Below are 18898 nucleotides of genomic sequence, written 5' to 3'. Positions count from 1 at the left end.
AAAAAGCTATAAGGTGTCTGGTCGCTAATCGGTATGAAAAACTTCTTCCATTGGCGACCAGATTTTATTTTCTTTGGCTGCATCAGGAAGCGGCACCTGGCAGGGATCCGTTTCTTTCCACCAGCGTTGCGTGATTGAATCTTCGCTCATTTTTTGCATGTCGCCCTCAAAGTCATTGCCCACATACTCAAAATAGCTGAATAAATAAGGTCTGCCATCGATTTCTTTCAGGTAGATAGAATAGTTTTCAATGTGGCAGGCTTTTATTTTGTCGAGCACGCCTTGCCAGGCATCAGCATGCAATTGTCGGTAATAAGCTTCTTTTTCGGGGTTGAGCCCGGTAACCATCGCATAGCGCTGCGCCTTTTTCGCTGGTGGAACATCATTTTCCCTGACAGTATTTTTTTCCTTACATGAAGAGAAAATAACGAGCGCAGCAAGGACGTAAAAAAATGTAGCGCTGGTTAGCCGAGTTTTATTTTGATTCATTAAGATATGATTTGTAGCGCTGCATCGCTTCAAAGAAATAGTAATCAGCATAGGTTAGGGGTACGTCAACCTCCGAGTTGCCCGGCAAAGAGCCCACGCTGTGCTTCAACGCGAAACCGCCATTTTCACCGGGCTGCGCCAGGTATTGCGGTGTCGATAAAGTTTGTATGGCCGTGGCCGCTACAGCTCGATATTTTTTTGCCTGTTTCTTTTTAGTGTATTGGGCCAATTCCATTAAGGCGGAAGCCATAATGGCGCCGGCCGATGCGTCTCTCAATGCATTTACACCTTCGGGTGTATTATAATCCCAAACGGGGATCATATCTGAAGGCATGTTGGGGTGTTCGATCATGAATTTTGCAATCGCCTGCGCCTGCTTTAAATATTTCTTATTTTTCGTGAACCGGTACATCATCGTGTAACCATATAAGCCCCAAGCTTGGCCTCTCGACCAGGCAGATTCATCAGCATAGCCCTGGTGCGTCACCTTTTTTAAAACATTTCCCGTTTCGATATCATAATCAACCACGTGATAGGAACTGTGATCTTTTCTGAAATGATTTTTGAGTGTGGTGTTGGCATGCGTGATCGCAATGTCTTTGTATTTGGGATCACCGCCATTTTGGCTTACCCAGCAAAGTTGTTCAAGGTTCATCATATTGTCGATGATGACGGGGCAGCGAAACTTATTGGACTGGTTCCACGATTGAATGGCATGTATCGAAGGTTTGTATCTTTTGATTTGCCAAAAGGCTGCGGTATCGATCACCTTTTTGTAAGTGGGGTTTCCGGTGATGCGATAAGCGTTGCCAAAAGAACAGAATATCATAAAACCGATATCATGATTACCGGTAAAGCGTTGCTCTTTTTCTTCAAGTTTTAGCCTTTTCTCAGCGATTGCTTTTATTTCATTATCGCCTGTCGCTTCATAGATGAGCCAAAGGCTGCCGGGGAAAAAGCCGCTTGTCCACCAGCCCGTGCCCGATGCTTCAGACTTGCCGTCTTTAAAGGTTTTAGGCATCTTGTCGCTGGGCGTATTCTTTTCAAGCAGTTTGTATTGCGCTGCAGCAGTTTTAAAATTGGAGGCGATAAGCTGGTCAAGAGGCGTTTCTGTTTGGGCGCACAGCACAGTTGTGATAAGCAGGCTGAGAGAAAGTAGAGAAGACTTCATGTATAGTTGATTATTGTAAACAATGGATTATAACTTGCCGGCGGGCCTTACTTCTTTCCCTATCGTATTAGTAAGCCCGTCGCCCAGCTGTTCTCTGTATTTTTGAGCGGTTGCGTCCAGCTCTTTTACTATTTCAGGATGGTGGTCTTTTACATCTCTGTCTTCGCCGGGATCTGTACTTAGATTGTATAATGCGAGCGGTACTTCTACTTCATAAGTCTTACCCGGATAACGGTCGTTTTCAATAGTAGAAGGAGGCCCGTAGGTGCGCGATTTTGCCGGAAACACTAATTTCCACTGTCCTTTGCGTATGGCTTTTAAATTATTCCGGTCATAATAATATGCAAACTCGTTGCGCGGGGTGCTGTTCATGTCGCCTAATAAAAGATCTTTAAAGCTCACGCCATCTATTTTTTTAACGGGTTGTTTGGCGCCGCATATTTCTGCCAGCGTGGGTAAAAGATCCATGGTAGTTAATAGTTTGTTACTCACTACACCGGCTTTGGCATGCGCCGGCCAGCTGATGATGCCGGGCACCTTTACGCCGCCATCCCATGCCGTTCCCTTGCCTTCTCTCAATCCGCTCGTATTGCCTGCGTGGTTGCCGAAATTCAGCCAGGGGCCGTTGTCGCTGGTAAAAATGACAATGGTGTTTTCAGCCAATCCATTATCCTTTAATGTTTTCATTACCTGGCCTACCGACCAGTCTACCTCTTCGATGACATCGCCAAACATGCCTGCGCCGCTTTTGCCTTTAAATTTATCCGAAACGCCCAACGGCACATGCATCATCGAATGGGCGAAGTACAAAAAGAAAGGATTGTTTTTATTTTTCTTAATAAAGGAAACCGCGCGTTCCGTGTATTGCGTTGTCAACTGGTCCTGATCGGCAAATGAAGCGATAATCTTTACAGTTTTATTGCCATCGATAAGCGGCAGCGGAGCATATTTGGCGCGCCAAAAAGAGGTGTCTTTCCAACGTTCGCCGTTGTAATCGTAGGCCCACATATCGTTTGAGTAGGGAAGGCCCAGGTATTCATCGAAGCCGTTTTGAAGGGGCAGGAAGGGCTCTTTATGGCCGAGATGCCATTTACCCACCATGCCTGTTTTGTAACCTCTCGCTTTCAGGATTTCGGCCATTGTTTCTTCGTCGCCATTTAAAGCGAATTTTGCGTGGTTGTCAATCGCGCCGTGCATGCTAATGCGCGTTGGATAGCAGCCCGTCATGATGGCCGAGCGGGAGGCCGTGCATACTGCCTGCGCTGCGTAGAAATTGGTGAAGCGGATACCGCTGGCCGCTAACGCATCGATATTTGGCGTTTGGTAAGGGCCGCCGCCATAGCATACCGGGTCGCCATAGCCCATGTCATCCATAAAAATGAGTACGATATTCGGCGGTTGTGTGGCAGCTTTTTTCTTTTGGCAAAAACTTATAAAAGGCAGCAAAAGCGCCCAAATCATGATGTGTACAGATTTCATTCGTTATTTATATTTTAAATAGTTAACCGGAACGTCATTCGACTGTTTTGCGCCTGGCGTAGAGCGTCCGTTGTGAATAATAGTTTCAAGTTTTTTTGTCAGCGCTGCTACAATTTCTTTATGGTCGGATGCAATATTGTGTTGCTCGCTTATGTCTTTTTCCAAATCGAATAATTGCAAAGATGGCAAGTTTTCTTTTTTAGCGGCTTTTTCAACCGGCGCGCTCCAACCGCCCGAGCCATAGGCAAAAGCGAGCTTCCATTTGCCTTCTCGGATCGCAAAGTTGCCGTCGATAGAATGATGAACTGTTTGCGTTCTTTGAAATTTATTTTTTCCGGTCAAAAGCGGCAAAAGGCTGTAACTATCTACGCCTTCGCCTGCCTGCAATGGCTGCTTCACCATGTCGGCGGCGGTAGCAAGGAAGTCGGTCAGGCAAATCGTGGCATCGCTTTTGGAACCCTCCTTAACTTTTCCGGGCCACTTCACAATAAATGGAACGCGATGCCCTCCCTCGAAAATGTCTGCTTTGGTGCCTCTAAAAATAAAGCTGGATTGATGGCCGGCGGCTTCCAATTCTTTAAGGTTCGCCATGGGCGCTACGCCGTTGTCGCTGGTAAACACAATCATGGTGTTCGCTGCGATGCCGGCATTTGCTACCGCCGCAACAATTTTGCCGACCATATCGTCTGTCATCAGCACAAAGTCGCCGTATTCATTTGTATTGGTTTTGCCGCGATATTTTTCTGCAGGCAGAATGGGAGTGTGGGGCGAGGGCAGGGGCAGGTAAAGAAAAAACGGTTGTTTGTTTTTTGCCTTCGCGCTGATATAACCGGCAGCCTTATCAATAAGGTGTGGTAAAACTTCTTCATGCCTGAAATCGTCTCCTATCGGGCCCTTTCGCCAGAAGCCTTTACCGCTAGTGCCTTCGATCGTGTCGATTTTTTTTGCGGTTATTTTATTGTTCTCAATGTAGAAATAGGGCGGAATATCAAGCGAGGCGGTGATGCCATAAAAATAGTCGAAGCCCACTGTGTTAGGGCCAGACGTAATTGTTTTTGAGAAGTCAACCAGGCCGCCATCGTCTTTTTGCCACCCTAATCCCAGATGCCATTTCCCAATGCAAGCGGTTGCATAACCTTTATTTTTTAGTAATGATGCTACTGTCGTTTGGTTTGCAGCGATCAGCAGAGAATCGTAGCTCCATAATACACCGCTTTGTAAATGCGTGCGCCACGCGTAGCGCCCGGTCAAAACACCATAGCGCGTGGGCGTGCAAACGGCTGAGTTGGTATGCGCATCTGTAAAAGACATACCCGTTTCTGACAAGGCATCAATATGCGCTGTTTTAATTTTTGATTGCGGATTGAAAGCGCTGACATCGCCGTAACCAAGATCGTCGGCAAGGATATAAATTATGTTAGGTGCATTTGTCTGGGCCGCGATATTAAGGCAAAGCACGGAGAGAAAAGCTATAAATACCGATCTTATTATCTTCATATTTTATATTCTTTACACAGCAAAAATTCGTCGCAAGGCAATAACCGCCCTCATGAGTTTTGTTGGCGTATAACACCTCAATGAAAAGGTTATCAAAAGCCGGCACCATTGCTAAAGCCGCTTAGGATCCTATTATTGGTCTTGTATTTATCAATCTTGCAAAGCGTTAAAGGGCTTAAAATTAAGAAATCCCCGGCTTGGAGATGACGTAAACTTTTTAAAATTTCAGCTTAAAATGCGAGATTAACCCACCTTGATATAAAAAGCCCCCATCGGCGCCCATTTTGCGCGAAGATGGAGGCTTGTATGAAACTCCAGAAGAGCTTTTTTTGTTTGTTTTTACCAGCCTGGATTTTGTGTCAGTGCCGGATTAAGCGTTCTTTCGTTAACCGGTACACATTCTAAATAATCTCTGCCGGCATTGAAATTGTAACCATTTGGTAGTAAGTTTTTATAAGGATCTACAAAGCCGTTGGTGGTAAGAATCGTAAAAGAAGCGGGATATTCTGAAGCTAAGTAAGGGAAGCCCAAAGGCCTTTTGTTTTTAAACAAATTTCCAGCCGCCCATCTGCGCCAATCATCAAACCGAAATCCTTCACAACCGAGTTCAACCGCTCTTTCCCTGCGAATTTCATAGAGTTCGTCTGACAATGGATAACCAAAACTGGCATACGACGTGCGGGTTGCATCTGCCTGCGCTGCGAAAGCCGGCATGCTCACCCTCGACCTCAGTAAATTGATGGTATTGACGTAATCGACAGTTTGGCCGAGCTCTGCCTGAGCTTCAGCTAAGTTTAGCAAGGCTTCTCCGTAACGGAAAATGATGCTCGCCGTTTCGCAAGACGTACTGAAACCCTGGGCGCCGCCCGCCGTAGGATCTCTGGGGTCAGCGCCCTTGCTCATCTGAAAGCCGGTGAAATTTTTGCTTTCATTGGTTTTGTCAAGATTGGGTTTGGCAAAATTAACCACACCTCCGGCGTTGTTCCACATATTTTGACCCGGAATCCAGATTATTTGCTTCAGGCGCGGATCGCACTCATTTGCAATTTTTGAAAGAAATGCTGTGCCTTTCACGGCTGCGCCTGTATCTAAATAGTTATAGGGCTTGCCATCAGCTTTCAAATAGTTTTGAACCTGTTGCATCGTTGCGCTTACTTCGTCGGTGGAAAGCGTAACAAATTGTTGGAAGTTGTGCGCAAAACCTAAAGTTCGGTCGTATTTGCACCAAAGCACAACTTCAGCAACAGAGCTGAGATTGGTTTGATTGAACAGCCCGCTATAAGTGCTGTTAAGCCCAACCTTATATTTGCCAGGCGTCCTTAATTCGTTAACAGCATCAACACAGGCCTGTAGATATTTGGTAGGCTGAGCGTTGGGCGTAGCAAAGTCTGTTCCGCTGTGATATTTTTGCCAGGTTCCTTCAAACAGGCCCACTCTCGATTTAAAAATCAACGCCGCCTCCTTGCTAAGCCGGTTGCTGCCTGCGGTGCCGAGATCTTTTAAAAAGTTTAAATTACTCACCGCGCTATCGAGGTGCATTAATATCGAATCCACGACTTGCGTTCTCGGTGTGCGGGGATCGAATAGGCGCTCATCATCCAACAACATCGAGTTGGTGTACCAGGGCACGTCGCCATAGGCTTTTACCAGATTAAAATAAAACCAGGCTTTGAAAAAGTGGGCTTCGCCTACATATTGTCTAATGTTGACAAAAGGTTCATTGACGTTTTTGTAGTTTTCAAAAAAGATGTTGACGGACCGGATATTGACAAAATTCCACGCAGTGCCTGCAGCGCTATTAACCGGGCTGCGGTTGCCGTTAAGCCTTGGGTTGGGAGTGGCGCGAATCTGGAGATCAGATCCCACATAGGCGTCAGAACCAATATACCCCGTATAGCCGGAGCTGTTTCGGGTGGTGGGTAAGGATGCATAAAATTGCAATACATAGGCATCTAAATCCTGCGCAGTTTTCCAATATTGACTATTAGAAATGTCGTCTGCCGGAGGCAGATCTAAATTTTTATTGCACGATGATAATAAAAGAAGTGCAGCTATTATAGAAAGTAAATATTTCATTTTACTGTTTTTTGGGAAAGACTAAAATTTAACATTAACGCCAAGAGAATAGGCTGTAGCAGGGAAAAATGACTTCGCATCTCCTCGCGAGCCTACGTTGGCTGTTTCCGGATCAAAATGCTGAGGCAGGCTGCTTATTGTTGCAAGATTTTCGCCTGAGACATAGATATAAAGTTCTTGCATTTTTATTTTTCGATAAAGCTTTTCGCTTAGGTTGTAACCAATTTGAAGATTTTTAAGCCTGCCGTAAGCCCCGTTTAGAAGATAGCGGGTTTGAACAACCTGGTTTTTGGCGTTCATGCCCGAATTAAGATAGGGACGTGGATAAAAGGCGTCTTTGTTTTCTCCCAGGCCCGAATATTTGGTGGCCTCTGCGTCTCGGTAATAATCAAGGTGATCCACAAAGATGGAACTTTGGTTATTAGTCGTAAAGCCCCACATCATATTTCCGCTGAGGTCCAGGTCTCTTTTTGCAACGCCCTGCCAAAACATTGATAAATCAAAACCTTTCCACTCAAGGCGGGTGGTCAAACCAAACTGGTAACGGGGGGTGCGGTTACCGATAATGCGGCGATCGCCCGGATTGTCCAGCGTATTGTTGCCGTAAGTTATTTTTCCGTCGCCATTGAGGTCTGTATATTCCATATCACCGGTTTGCCATTGTTGTCCTGAAACAACAGATTGTAGGCCTCCGGTATTGATCGCGTCAGCAGTTGCCTGGTCCTGAATTAATCCCTTTGAAACTAATCCCCAAATTTCTCCCACTTCCTGGCCACTGTAGCTCGTAGTGAGCAAATTTGTAGGATTATTATATTTCGTAACGGTGGTTTTGTAATCAAATAACTGGGCAGCTACCGAATACCTCAACTCTGAGCCGATGCGGTCATTCCAGTTGAGGGAAATTTCCCATCCTGTTGTTTCCGTTTCGCGGTTATTGGCCTGAGGCAATGTGGCCACACCGATAGTTGCGGGCACGGCAGCCTGCGGGCCCAACTGATCTTTGGTTACCCGTTTGTAAATATCACCCGTGAAAGTAAGCCGGTTTCCCAGAACAGAAATATCCACACCCAGGTCGGCCGTATTAGAAGTCTCCCAGGTGACGTCGGGGTTGATGAGGTTGGGAGCCGTGACATAGCTAGGCCGTACTCCATTGATAATCCAGCCCAGATTCGGGTTTACACCCAACAGCGGAATATCCTGGTAGGCGTCGGCTGTCAGCTGATTTCCTAAAGAACCATAAGAAGCTCTGATCTTGAAGTTGTTAACGGCAGTTTTCAAACCACTCCAAAAGCCTTCGTTCGAAATATTCCATCCCACTGATGCAGAAGGAAAGAAGCCCCATTTTTTGCCATCTGCAAATTTGTAGGTTCCGTCATAACGTCCATTCAGTTCTAATAAATATTTGTTCAGGAAGTTGTAATTTAATCTGCCGAAAACACCTTCTGTTGCATAATCTGATATATTATCCCTTCCATTTTCCACCCCAGTTGAAGTGCTGAGTGTCGGTACCAACGGTGTTACCAGTCCTGTTTTTTTGGCGTAGATATATTCCAGGTGCGAACGTTCCTGCTGGTAACCAGCCATTACAGAAAGATTATGTTTTTCCTGTAGATTAAATTTATAAGTTGAATAAACATTGAAAGTGCGGTAGATCGTCAGCTGCTGTGATTTTTCAACAAAAGGGTTTTGCGTACTTCCCGAAATTACGGGCGCCCCGGCCACATTGTCTTCGTAAACCGTGAAGTTTTTTGAAGTGTAAGCGTCGTGAGTTAAATTGACCGTAAAATCAGCGTTGATCGTCCATCCTTTCGCAGGCGTTATTTCTGTCGCAAATCGCTGAACAATATCGTTAACAGTGACATTGTTGTTACCGGCATCTCTCGTCCAGGGAATTTTTGACTGAATGCGGTAAACGCCATTTGGAGACATAATAGCCTGTGAGGGCACCGTTCTGGCTACCTGGTGGAAGAGCAAATCATAGTTTCCCTGATTATCGTAAGCCGGTGTATTGCGGGAAGTGTTGAAATACCGGGTGTTTGATGACACTTTGATCCACTTTGCGAGGCTTGCGTCAAATTTTGAAGTAAAATTATAGCGTTTATAATTATCGGTTCCGATCTCTTTTCTAAGCAGGCCACCGTCGTAAACATAACCGCCCGAGAAAAAGAATTGCAGGCCTTTATTGCCACCGCTTACCGAGATGTTATGCTGCGACCTTTTGCCGGGCCCGTAAAAAATATCAAACCAGTTGTTATTGGAGTTCGACTCGAAATAATCGCCCCATAAATTGGGGTTGGCTGACGCCGGATAAGTAGCCGGCGTATTGATAGGATCGGCCTGGTAAGCAAGTATCCTGTCAATGATGGCCTCTTTATATTGTGGCGCCAAACCTGTGTTTTGACTGGCTTCGTTGAGAGCCAGGGCGTAGGTGTAAGAATCGAGCATTTTAGGCATGTTCAAAGGCTTTGCTTTGGTATATATGCCCGAGTAGTCAATGGAAAGCTTATTTTCTGTAGATCCTTTTTTAGTTGTGATTAAAAGCACACCGTAAGGCGCACGGGCACCATAGATAGCCGAAGCAGCGGCATCTTTTAAAAGCGAAACTGATTCCACATCGTTGGGGTTTATGCCGTTGAGTGAACTGGTGACAACTCCATCCACCAAAATTAGCGGTGCGCCCTGACCACGAACCTGGACATTAAGCGCGGCGCCGGGTTCAAAGCCATAAATGCCCGTGCCGAAATTGACGCCAGACACTTTTCCCTGCAATGATTGAGATAAGTTAGGCGTCGGGCGATTGACCAGCTCTTCGCCTTTGATGACTTCAACAGCGCCGGTGAGGTTAACCTTCTTTTGCGTGCCATAACCAACGACCACCACTTCATCTTCGCTACCTGCAGGGTCGAGCGTAACAGATCCCAGCGTAGTTTGGGTGATCAACACTTCTTTGGACAGATAGCCTGCATAACTGATTACTAATGTTTGACCATTTGCGGCCTGAATACTAAAAAAGCCCGCGTCATCGGTATTGGTTCCCGTCGTACCGCCTTTGATGATTACGGAGGCTCCCGATAGTGGCTGCCCTTGGTCGCTGCTGCTTACCTTTCCTGTTACTGTTTGTTGTGAAAAGGCTACAAATGGTGCGAAAAAGAGGGCACACGCGATAGCCAGTCTAAAACCAGATGGATTTTTTCCCATATGCAATTAATGTGATTTAAACGTTAAAACTGGCGATAAAATTATGGGGAAAAATTAAATTGTAAAATTTATTTTTAAAAAATTTAAAAAGTTGATTGTTGGGCTATTTTAGAGATCTGGATTTGCCAATGTTTATGATCTCCGCGGGGCTGTATGTCGAAATTTTGTAGGTGGGACACCCGTATATTTCTTGAAAATCCTTGAAAAATAAAATACGTCCTGGTAACCGGTTTTCTCTGCAACCTCATTTACCCGAAGGTCAGTTTGTTTGAGTAGCTGGCAGGCAAACTGTATTTTCAAACGGATCAGATAATCGATAGGTGAAGTACCGGTTTTAGATTTGAATCGGATCATAAAATGAGAGCCGGAAAGGTTTTGCCGGGCTGCAAGCTCCTGAACCGTCAGTGGCAAATGTATGTTTGCTTTCATATAGGCAATCGAACGACTGATGGGGTCTTCATCGGCCAACGGCTTTATAAATTCGATCGGGCAAACGAAGGTGGCTAAAAGTTTGTAAAGACTAAGATTGGCATAAGTTAAATTGCTTTGCTCAAAACCCGCAGACAGCGCACTGTAAATATCGCTCCATTGCTCAATAATTTTGATTTCGTTTTTTACTTTGGTAGGCGCAACAAAATCGTCGGCTTTTATCAGGTGGTTGAAAGTTTTTAGCATGTCGCCGCTAAAATGGATCCAATAAATAGACCATGGGTTTTTGAGATCTGCCTGGTACATATGAAACTGCCCTGGCGGCAGCATAAAGAACTGCCCCGGCAACAGCGTGTGTTCCGCCTGCTCGGTTTGATAATGCCCTTTGCCCTCTGCACAGTAAATCAAAATATTGTCGGCACAACCAAACGGGCGCTCTCGAAAATGGAATTTAGCCTTTGGAAAAAAGCCAATATGGGTGATGAATAAATTGCCTAAAAATTGTTTCTTTCTTAATTTATTAATTACAATTTCTCTGGGGATATTGATTTGTAATTCCCCCGAAAATCCATCTTTTATTCTAAAATTTTTCATTGCAAAATCAGATACTAATGTACTGCTTTTTTCTTCCACCATAGTATAATCCATATAAAGGCGACAATACTCCATACCTGCAAAACCTGTCCATGGTATTTTTACAGTCCTTTTTACAAACAGGATTATGCTAAAAAATAAAATCGTATTTCTAACCGGCGGCTCAATGGGAATTGGACTTTGCTGTGCCCGCGCTTACGCCGCCAACGGCGCAAAATTAGCGGTCATGGCCATCGAGCCGGAAACACCTGAAATTATTGCGACGGAGCTCGGCGCGAATAGCATCGGAATCACGGGAGATGTAGCAGACGCAGCGGCGGTGAAAGCAGCTATCCAGACAGCGATTCAAACTTTTGGGCGCATTGATATTATCCACAATAATGCAGGAATTGCACATCCTTCAGCGCCGTTACACCTGACTACGGAACAAGAGTTTGATCGCCTGATGCAGGTGAATATCAAAGGCATTTATCATACCACTGTGCACGGTATTGAATATCTTAAAAAAACTAAGGGCTGTATTATCAACACGTCGAGTTTGGTTGGCGAAATCGGGCAGGAACTGCATGCCGCCTATACAGCGACAAAGGGTGCGGTGAACGCAATGACAAAATCAATGGCGCTCGACTACGCCAAATTTGGCATTCGTGTTAATGCTGTAGCGCCTGCCGGCGTGTGGACGTCGATGTTGAAAGAATGGAGCAATGAACAGCCCAATTCAGAAACGATAGAAACTTATCTCGATCATATCCATGTGCTCGGTTACTGCCCCGAAGGAGATGTTATTGCCGACGCGTGCGTCTTTTTGGCTTCGGACAAAGCCGCTTTTATTACGGGCTGCATTTTGCCTGTAAGTGGTGGCGCCGAACTGGGCTACCGTCGCGGAATCGACCAGGACGCTTTCATAAAACAGATAGAGAAAAGATGATTAAAAAATTTGAAATTGCCGACAGGAGATATCCTTTGACCGGAGGGTCGGGGAGCGATGCGATTCATAAAGATCCGGTGTATTCTTATGCGCAAACCTTACTTACTACGGACGATGGGGTTTCGTCGTCGGGGCTTGCGTTTACGGTGGGCGCCGGTAACGAACTCGTTTGTGAAGCGGCAAAATTTTACGCGCAATCGCTCATTGGAAAAGATATTGAAGAGGTAATGCAAAATTTTGGCTCCTGGTTTAACACAAGCGCCAATGAGCAGCAATTTCGCTGGCTTGGCCCGCATAAAGGTGTTGTTCATTTGGGTTTAGCGAGCGTAACAAATGCCTGTTTTGACCTTTGGGCGAAAAAGCGCGGTTGGCCTTTATGGAAATTATTGATAACGCTTTCCCCGCAGGAAATCGTAAATACGCTCGACCTTAGCTACCTGGAAGATGTGCTTACAAAAGAAGAGGCCATCGCCCTACTGGCGGCACAAAAGCCCACGCAGGCGCATCGCGAATCGATTCTCGATCAGGGGTATCCCGGCTATGACACATCGGTAGGTTGGTTTAACTATGATGATGAAAAGGTCAGGGCCAATTGTAAGATAGCGCTCGATCAGGGCTTCACTGCGATGAAACTGAAAGTGGGTTCGGCCGATCCGCTCCGCGATATCAGGCGTGCGCAAATCGTCCGCGACACAGCAGGCGATGATGTCAAAGTAATGCTCGATGCAAATCAGCAATGGACCCTGCCGCAGGCCATTAATATTTGTACAGATCTTAAGCAAATGAATCCATATTGGATTGAAGAGCCTACACATCCTGATGATATACTGGCGCATAAAACGTTGGCGGATGCTATTGCTCCGCTAAAGCTGGCATTAGGTGAACATGTACCAAACCGCATTGTTTTTAAAAATTATATTCAAACAGGGAGCGCTGCTTTTATCCAGGCGGATGCGGTCAGGGTAGGTGGCGTGAGCGAGTTTATTACGATAAGCTTGTTGTGCAAAAAATTTGGTGTGCCAGTAGTTCCTCATGTAGGCGACATGGGGCAATTGCATCAGCACCTCGTACTGTTCAATCATATTGCGATGGGGCATGAAGCGCTGTTCCTGGAACATATCCCTCATCTTCAAAAGTATTTCAGGCATCCGGTTGTTGTCAAAGACGGCGTTTATAAGACGCCACAGGAGCCCGGCAGCAGTTGCGATCTGGTGCCGTGAACCTGTTTCATTTTTAACCTAATAAAAAATGATGATTTCTACGATTGATATTGCTATTTCCATTGCATATATATTGCTGATCGTTTTTATAGGGCTTTGGTCGGCGCGCCGCAAAAGCGCAGGCACAACGGGAAGTAAAGAATATTTTTTGGCCGGCAAAACATTGCGCTGGCCAATGATCGGCCTGGCTCTTTTCGCGACCAATATTTCCTGTATTCACCTGGTAAGCCTCGCGCAGAGCGGCTTTGATACAGGGTTGCTCAATGGGAATTTTGAATGGATGGCTGTGTTGACGCTTATCTTGCTGAGCCTCTTTTTCGTTCCTTTTTATATTAAATCCGGCGTGTCAACGCTGCCCGATTTTCTGGAAAAAAGATATAATAAAGCCTGTCGCGACTGGCTGGCCATCATCTCGATTGTCTCGGCCATTATTATTCACATAGCTTTTTCTTTTTTAGCCGGCGGCATCGTACTCGAAACGCTTTTTGGAATTGATATGTATGTGAGCGTTATTGTTATCTCTTTTCTAACCGGGGTTTATACAATTGTGGGCGGGCTGAGAGCGGTGGTGGTTACGGAAACGGTGCAAAGCATTGTACTGATTGCGGGCGCTTTTATTATCACTTATTTTTCATGGGACAAAGTAGGCGGCTGGGCAGAGATGGTGAACGTGCTTTCGCAACAACAAGAGCTGGATAAAATAAGTATGATCCGCCCCGTCGGCGATGCAAGCGGAATGAGCTGGCTTGCGGTGTTTTTAGGATATCCGGTTTTGGGCATTTGGTATTGGTGTGCCGACCAAACGATTGTGCAACGAACCCTTGGCGCCAAAGATGAAAATCATGCGCGGGTAGGCGCTTTATTTTGTGGGTTTATAAAAATATTGCCCGTCTTCATTTTCGTAATGCCCGGTTTGTTTGCCTACACACTTTATAAAACCGGATCTCTGGATTTGAGCAGTCTGCCGCTGATCGATTTCAATGGAAAAATGATACCTGACTCAAAAGGTATTTACACTTTAATGATTCAGCAATTGGTGCCCAAAGGGCTGGTGGGTGTTTTAGTGGCCGCCCTGCTTTCGGGGCTGATGAGCCAGATCGCAGGAGCGCTGAATTCAATCGGCACTTTAGCGAGCTATGATTTATATAAACGTTTTAAGCCTGAGGCCAGTGATAATAGGCTGGTGGCTGTTGGGCGTTATACCGCTGGTGCGGCGCTCGCGCTTTCGCTGGCCTTGTTGCCTTTGCTCAATCGTTACACCAGTTTGTTTGAGGGCATCAACGATGTGATTGCTCATATCGCGCCGCCGATTACATGTGTATTTCTTTTAGGTGTTTTTTGGAAACGCGCGTCGGCTAAGGCAGCACAGTACACGCTTTGGTTAGGTTCGTTGCTGGGCGTTTCGGTTTTTCTGATCAGTAAAATAGGAGGGCAAAAAACATTTATCGGCAACATTCCATTTATGATGATGGCGTTTTATCTTTTTTGTGCTTGTGTGTTCATGCAGGTCATTTTTTCTTTCCTACACCCCGTAAAGCATACGGCCGAAAGCAGCACGCTTTATTGGAAGTCATGGGCCGAACCGTTGCAAGCGCCGGGTTGGCGCGGCCTGGGTAATTACAAATGGTTATCCCTGTTATTGGTGATCATTATGGTGATATTATATATTTTATTTAAATAACAAAATGTAAAATCATGAGATTTTCTAAAATTATAATAGCGATCATGTGCGGTCTCCTTAGCCTTGTGGTAACGGCGCAAAATTCTAAAACAAAAAGCCTCCAATCGTTTATGGAAGACCGGTTTGGCATGTTTATTCACTGGGGGCCGGTGGCGTTGCGTGGCACCGAAATAGGATGGAGCAGGGGCCGGGAAGTGCCGGTAGAAGCCTACGACAATTTATACAAAGAATTCAATCCGGTGCTCTTTGACGCGGATGCATGGGTGGCGGCCGCAAAAAATGCGGGTATGAAATATCTAACTATTACAGCCCGCCATCATGATGGATTTTGTCTGTGGCCAACCCGCTTTACCGACTACAACATCATGCAGACGCCTTTCAAGGTGGATGTTGTTGGTGCATTAAAAAAAGCCTGCGATAAAGCCGGTATCCGGTTTTGCATTTATTACTCTGTGTTGGATTGGTATCATCCCGATTATCCCATTCACATTACAAAAGGTAAAGTAGATCCGAAGTCCAATATGGCGCGTTATGTCACCTACATGAAAAAACAACTGAAGGAATTAATTGATCTCTACGATCCTTTTATGTTCTGGTTTGACGGCCAATGGGAAGCGCCATGGAATGATAAGCTGGGCAAAGAAATTTACGATTACCTTCATGCGCTTAAGCCGGAGATTATTACCAATAACCGGTTGGGTAAAGAGTTTGCTGCTATGGCAAATAAAAAAATTGATCCTTCAAAAATGGTGGGCGATTATGATACGCCAGAGCAGGTAGTAGGAAAATTGAATATGGAAATGCCCTGGGAAAGTTGTTTTACCATTTGTAAACAGTGGGCCTGGAAGCCCAATGATCAAATGAAATCGTTGAAAGAATGTCTTGCTATTTTATTAAAAACCGTGGGTGGTAATGGCAACCTGTTGCTAAATGTAGGCCCGATGCCGGATGGGAGAATAGAGCAGCGGCAAATCGAACGCCTGGCTGAAATTGGCGACTGGCTTCGAATCAATGGCTCTTCGGTATACGGAACGAAAGGTGGCCCCTACACGCCAAATGATGATTTTGCAACGACGAGAAAGGGAAATAAGCTTTTTGTTCATATACTGAACACGGACACAACGACCATCGGTTTGCTCCAAATCCCGGATAGGAAAATAGTAAAAGCTTATCGCTTGGGTGGCGGCCCGGTAAAATGGGAAGAGGACAAAGAGTGGATTAAAATACCTGTGGATAAGGACGCTGACATTCCTTATACGGTGGTATTAGAATTAGACAAAAGCGCAATAACGATCCCGGTGTTTTAATTGGATGAATTTGTCAGCTTTTTAGCCATCTTACCGCTTCATCCGATTGCTCAAGGGGATAGATGCGCAATTGATCAGGCAACTCTTTCCAAGACTCGGTGTTAGAAATTTTTGTGGTGTCGATATTACTAATGATGGCGCATTTATTCCATGTGGTCCAGTCTCTCACCACCATCCACAAAGATTTCATCCACCATTTTAATGAAAAATTATTCAGGTCATTTTCTAAGAAAAGTAGGTAATTGAAGTTTTCGTGATTTTTTACAAATTCGTTAATTGCTGGAATTTGAGTGGAGGTGAAATCCTGTAATTCTACATTTCCTGAAGCCCTAAAAGCGATAACATTTTCTGGTACTTTATCTATTTGGCTAATCATAGGGGTGAATTTTGTTTTTCATATAAAAATGCAAACCAAAGTCGTACCGAATTTTACATAATTCGCTCACTAATTTTGTTGGGAGGCAACAAAAACCTGAAATCCAACCAAATGTCTTATTAAAAAAATATCAGGTATGATGTCGGCCTTTTATGCGAGAGCTCTTTTACAACCTTTAATTTAAACCCTTCGTCAAGGATTTAGTTTGGCATTGCAATTGCTCCTTTAGAATTTTAAAATGAAAATAACATGAACAAAAACAGAAACTTAACCGCCCTCGCCTTTTTATTTGTCACTACTATGTTCGTGATTTCCTGTTCCTCCGGTAAAAATGCGCCGATCGCGCCGCGGAAGGACTTCAAAGGGAATTGGACCATCACTTCCGCACACCTGGAAGGCGTTGATGGAAAAGTCAATGTTACCGCTTTTGATGACGTGGCTTTAAACTGTTTTGAAGGCAGCCAGTGGGTGTTGCCGAATAACGGCTACGGATCTTACACAATTAATGGTGGTGGCGACTGCGCTGGCGGTGCCAGGCAAATTCTTTGGTCGCAGCGTGTAAACGGCGGAACCACCTTGTTCAATTTTAAACGCATGGATGGCGTGAAAAAAAGTGATTCTAAACACGTTGAAGAAGGTTATTCTTTGGAAGTAACCAATTTCAATGAGAGCTCATTTGAGGCGAGAAGCCCCATTCAGTTTGAAGGAAAAACGGTTTATGTCGTTTATCAGTTCCAGAAAAATTAAGATTATAATTTGAATGAAAAAACAGAAGGTTAGCAATAAGCCTTCTGTTTTTTTATGCCTACTTTTTATCGAAAGCTACAATTGTCGCCACTGCCTGGTTGTTGTTGGCGTTGACTTTAAAATAAACATTGCCTTCGGCGCCGGCTGTTTGGCTTGCCGTCACAGCCGTTCCCCGCAGGGCATCGTTTACCTTTCCGGCAAATGAAGCCTGCTGGCTATTGCTAATGGCCTCATTCACCAGGTTGTAACTAAGTTCTTTTTTACTTGTGATAATGGCGATATAATCCCTGTTGCCAATATTGTCGGCTTCCATCGATTGAGCTTTTGGAAACAGACGATAGCCCGTAATGCCGCAATAAGGCGCATGTTTGGATTTACTTTCACCAGGTTTCAAGTAAGGAAACAATACATAGCTGCTGCCATCCGTTTCCTGCCCAAAGATGTAAATATAGCAGGGTGTAGCGTTTTTAACCTCCATCTTGAAGCGAGTGCCGACTGCAATTGGGTTGACGGTTTGAAAACTGTTATTTCCCGCCGACTTTAGTTTGATATACTGCCGCGTAACATTATCGACCAGCCCGATGCTGCACTCCAACGGCTGGGCTGCAACAGCGGCGGTTTTGGGCAGCGGGTCGATGCCATAAGCCTCCCTTACGTATTGTTTAAAGTCGCGGTATCTCACCCAAGCAATACCATTGTTGCCCCATTGCGGCGACCAGCTGTTCATAATCTGGAAGGCGCCGCCGTATTTTCTGTCGTCATATCCGATAACGCACATGGCGTGGCCGCCCATGCCCACCTGCGACTGGTCGATGCCTTGTGGCTGCCACAAATCTTTGCCCATCATTCCCTGCATAAAACTTTCGCCCACCATCATTCCAATTACAACAGGTGCGTCTTTCGATAAATGTTCTTTCACCGCTCTCACACTGATCTGATTGAGGTTATCGCCTTCCGTCAACCTGGTAAAACCGTGAATCGTGTTTTGCCGGCCCATCTGGATAGTGGCGCCGCCGGGGGTGTTGCTACAGCTTTGGTCCGTGTAGGGAAATTGGCTTATAGCCACGCCACCGTTGACTTTCATGGCTTCCATGGCTTTCTGTATATATGAGCCCTGGCAATCATTTCCCAATCGAATCTGATTGTACAGGTAAGATGGGCTAAAGGCGATGCTGTTCGGGTCGTTGCCGGTGGCGGCAGCGGTAAGAATCGTTTGTGCGGCATAAGCGCTGCTCCAGGCTACGCAACTGCCCTGCGCACCCTGATCGCCGCGGCGAGGCGCAAAGCGCAGCAGAGAAACTGCTTCCGGCAGTGGATTTTTATTCGGATCATCTTCCAGGCCTTCATAAATAGAAGCTTTATTAAATTCGTCCGGGTTGTAGCTATAACCGCTTTGGGAAAAAGCCTGCCGGGCCACATCCGCAATATTCATATTGCCGCAACCGCCACCACCTTTTCCCATGAAAAACCATAGGGCTGCTCCTGCGACGAGGAGAACAATGATCCCCTTTCCTTTAAACAAGCTTAACAATAGCGGCAAAAGTGAAAATAACCCGCCGCCACCGCCCGAGGAGTTGGACGAACCGCCACGGTCGTTATTGTAATCGTTTTGCTGATCTTCCGGATCGTCGGTCATTCTTATGGGCATACGCTTGGTTTTTGACCATAAATATAAGTTATATAGGCAATCCACAAACCCGAAAAAA

14 protein-coding genes are annotated in these 18898 nt (G+C 45.5%); 5 read left to right on the top strand and 9 right to left on the bottom strand.

What is annotated here, in order from left to right:
* Nucleotides 1–24: 24 nt before the first annotated feature.
* From ABDK00_RS12475 to ABDK00_RS12445, 7 genes are all read right to left on the bottom strand, one after another.
* On the bottom strand, nucleotides 25–489 hold the full coding sequence (locus ABDK00_RS12475; protein WP_346237069.1) for an L-rhamnose mutarotase: 465 nt from the start codon (nucleotides 487–489) through the stop codon (nucleotides 25–27).
* Entirely contained in the window at nucleotides 476–1660 is a 1185-nt protein-coding gene (locus ABDK00_RS12470) for a glycoside hydrolase family 88 protein (protein ID WP_346237070.1), read from the bottom strand. Before ABDK00_RS12470 ends, ABDK00_RS12475 begins: the two co-directional genes overlap by 14 nt.
* A gap of 27 nt (nucleotides 1661–1687) precedes the next feature.
* On the bottom strand, nucleotides 1688–3139 hold the full coding sequence (locus ABDK00_RS12465; protein ID WP_346237071.1) for a sulfatase: 1452 nt from the start codon (nucleotides 3137–3139) through the stop codon (nucleotides 1688–1690).
* Between the two features lie 3 nt (nucleotides 3140–3142).
* Nucleotides 3143–4636, bottom strand: coding sequence for an arylsulfatase (locus tag ABDK00_RS12460; protein ID WP_346237072.1), 1494 nt, complete (start codon nucleotides 4634–4636; stop codon nucleotides 3143–3145).
* 339 nt (nucleotides 4637–4975) lie between these two features.
* Entirely contained in the window at nucleotides 4976–6712 is a 1737-nt protein-coding gene (locus ABDK00_RS12455) for a RagB/SusD family nutrient uptake outer membrane protein (protein WP_346237073.1), read from the bottom strand.
* 21 nt (nucleotides 6713–6733) lie between these two features.
* The gene (locus tag ABDK00_RS12450) at nucleotides 6734–9910 is read right to left on the bottom strand and encodes a TonB-dependent receptor (RefSeq protein ID WP_346237074.1); all 3177 of its coding nucleotides are present in this window, start codon (nucleotides 9908–9910) and stop codon (nucleotides 6734–6736) included.
* A 132-nt stretch (nucleotides 9911–10042) separates the two neighbouring features.
* Nucleotides 10043–10987 carry an AraC family transcriptional regulator gene (locus ABDK00_RS12445; protein ID WP_346237075.1) on the bottom strand — a complete coding sequence of 315 codons (945 nt, stop codon included), beginning with the start codon at nucleotides 10985–10987 and terminating at the stop codon, nucleotides 10043–10045.
* 73 nt (nucleotides 10988–11060) lie between these two features.
* Here ABDK00_RS12445 and ABDK00_RS12440 point away from each other — a divergent pair, with 73 nt between their 5' ends.
* The 4 genes from ABDK00_RS12440 to ABDK00_RS12425 are packed head-to-tail and all read left to right on the top strand — an operon-like array spanning nucleotide 11061 to nucleotide 16069.
* Nucleotides 11061–11861, top strand: coding sequence for an SDR family NAD(P)-dependent oxidoreductase (locus ABDK00_RS12440; RefSeq protein WP_346237076.1), 801 nt, complete (start codon nucleotides 11061–11063; stop codon nucleotides 11859–11861).
* Nucleotides 11858–13081 (top strand): enolase C-terminal domain-like protein, encoded by a 1224-nt coding sequence (locus ABDK00_RS12435; RefSeq protein ID WP_346237077.1) that lies wholly within the window; start codon nucleotides 11858–11860, stop codon nucleotides 13079–13081. Before ABDK00_RS12440 ends, ABDK00_RS12435 begins: the two co-directional genes overlap by 4 nt.
* A 28-nt stretch (nucleotides 13082–13109) precedes the next feature.
* Nucleotides 13110–14762, top strand: coding sequence for a sodium:solute symporter (locus ABDK00_RS12430; RefSeq protein WP_346237078.1), 1653 nt, complete (start codon nucleotides 13110–13112; stop codon nucleotides 14760–14762).
* Nucleotides 14763–14776: 14 nt separating this feature from the next.
* Nucleotides 14777–16069: an alpha-L-fucosidase gene (locus tag ABDK00_RS12425; protein ID WP_346237079.1), complete on the top strand. Its 1293-nt coding sequence runs from the start codon at nucleotides 14777–14779 to the stop codon at nucleotides 16067–16069.
* 13 nt (nucleotides 16070–16082) lie between these two features.
* On the opposite strand, the gene ABDK00_RS12420 is transcribed toward ABDK00_RS12425, so the two are convergent.
* On the bottom strand, nucleotides 16083–16445 hold the full coding sequence (locus tag ABDK00_RS12420) for an STAS/SEC14 domain-containing protein (RefSeq protein ID WP_346237080.1): 363 nt from the start codon (nucleotides 16443–16445) through the stop codon (nucleotides 16083–16085).
* Between the two features lie 249 nt (nucleotides 16446–16694).
* Between ABDK00_RS12420 and ABDK00_RS12415 the strand changes: the two genes are divergently transcribed.
* Nucleotides 16695–17192, top strand: coding sequence for a hypothetical protein (locus ABDK00_RS12415; protein WP_346237081.1), 498 nt, complete (start codon nucleotides 16695–16697; stop codon nucleotides 17190–17192).
* A 58-nt stretch (nucleotides 17193–17250) separates the two neighbouring features.
* Here the strand turns inward: ABDK00_RS12415 and ABDK00_RS12410 are convergent, their stop codons facing one another.
* Complete coding sequence (locus ABDK00_RS12410; protein WP_346237082.1) at nucleotides 17251–18840, bottom strand: C1 family peptidase; 1590 nt, start codon at nucleotides 18838–18840, stop codon at nucleotides 17251–17253.
* Nucleotides 18841–18898: the final 58 nt, after the last annotated feature.

Source organism: Niabella insulisoli, from assembly GCF_039652435.2.
Taxonomy (GTDB): domain Bacteria; phylum Bacteroidota; class Bacteroidia; order Chitinophagales; family Chitinophagaceae; genus Niabella; species Niabella insulamsoli.
Note: the sequence above shows the minus strand (reverse complement) of the source record. Positions and strands in the feature narration are given on the sequence as shown.

Excerpts from the sequence above, each read along its gene's own strand:
- ABDK00_RS12470 (WP_346237070.1), bottom strand. The coding sequence starts at position 1,660 with ATGAAGTCTTCTCTACTTTCTCTCAGCCTGCTTATCACAACTGTGCTG.
- ABDK00_RS12415 (WP_346237081.1), top strand. The coding sequence starts at position 16,695 with ATGAACAAAAACAGAAACTTAACCGCCCTCGCCTTTTTATTTGTCACT.
- ABDK00_RS12425 (WP_346237079.1), top strand. The coding sequence starts at position 14,777 with ATGAGATTTTCTAAAATTATAATAGCGATCATGTGCGGTCTCCTTAGC.
- ABDK00_RS12440 (WP_346237076.1), top strand. The coding sequence starts at position 11,061 with ATGCTAAAAAATAAAATCGTATTTCTAACCGGCGGCTCAATGGGAATT.
- ABDK00_RS12465 (WP_346237071.1), bottom strand. The coding sequence starts at position 3,139 with ATGAAATCTGTACACATCATGATTTGGGCGCTTTTGCTGCCTTTTATA.
- ABDK00_RS12420 (WP_346237080.1), bottom strand. The coding sequence starts at position 16,445 with ATGATTAGCCAAATAGATAAAGTACCAGAAAATGTTATCGCTTTTAGG.
- ABDK00_RS12460 (WP_346237072.1), bottom strand. The coding sequence starts at position 4,636 with ATGAAGATAATAAGATCGGTATTTATAGCTTTTCTCTCCGTGCTTTGC.
- ABDK00_RS12450 (WP_346237074.1), bottom strand. The coding sequence starts at position 9,910 with ATGGGAAAAAATCCATCTGGTTTTAGACTGGCTATCGCGTGTGCCCTC.
- ABDK00_RS12475 (WP_346237069.1), bottom strand. The coding sequence starts at position 489 with ATGAATCAAAATAAAACTCGGCTAACCAGCGCTACATTTTTTTACGTC.
- ABDK00_RS12430 (WP_346237078.1), top strand. The coding sequence starts at position 13,110 with ATGATGATTTCTACGATTGATATTGCTATTTCCATTGCATATATATTG.
- ABDK00_RS12455 (WP_346237073.1), bottom strand. The coding sequence starts at position 6,712 with ATGAAATATTTACTTTCTATAATAGCTGCACTTCTTTTATTATCATCG.
- ABDK00_RS12410 (WP_346237082.1), bottom strand. The coding sequence starts at position 18,840 with ATGCCCATAAGAATGACCGACGATCCGGAAGATCAGCAAAACGATTAC.
- ABDK00_RS12435 (WP_346237077.1), top strand. The coding sequence starts at position 11,858 with ATGATTAAAAAATTTGAAATTGCCGACAGGAGATATCCTTTGACCGGA.
- ABDK00_RS12445 (WP_346237075.1), bottom strand. The coding sequence starts at position 10,987 with ATGGATTATACTATGGTGGAAGAAAAAAGCAGTACATTAGTATCTGAT.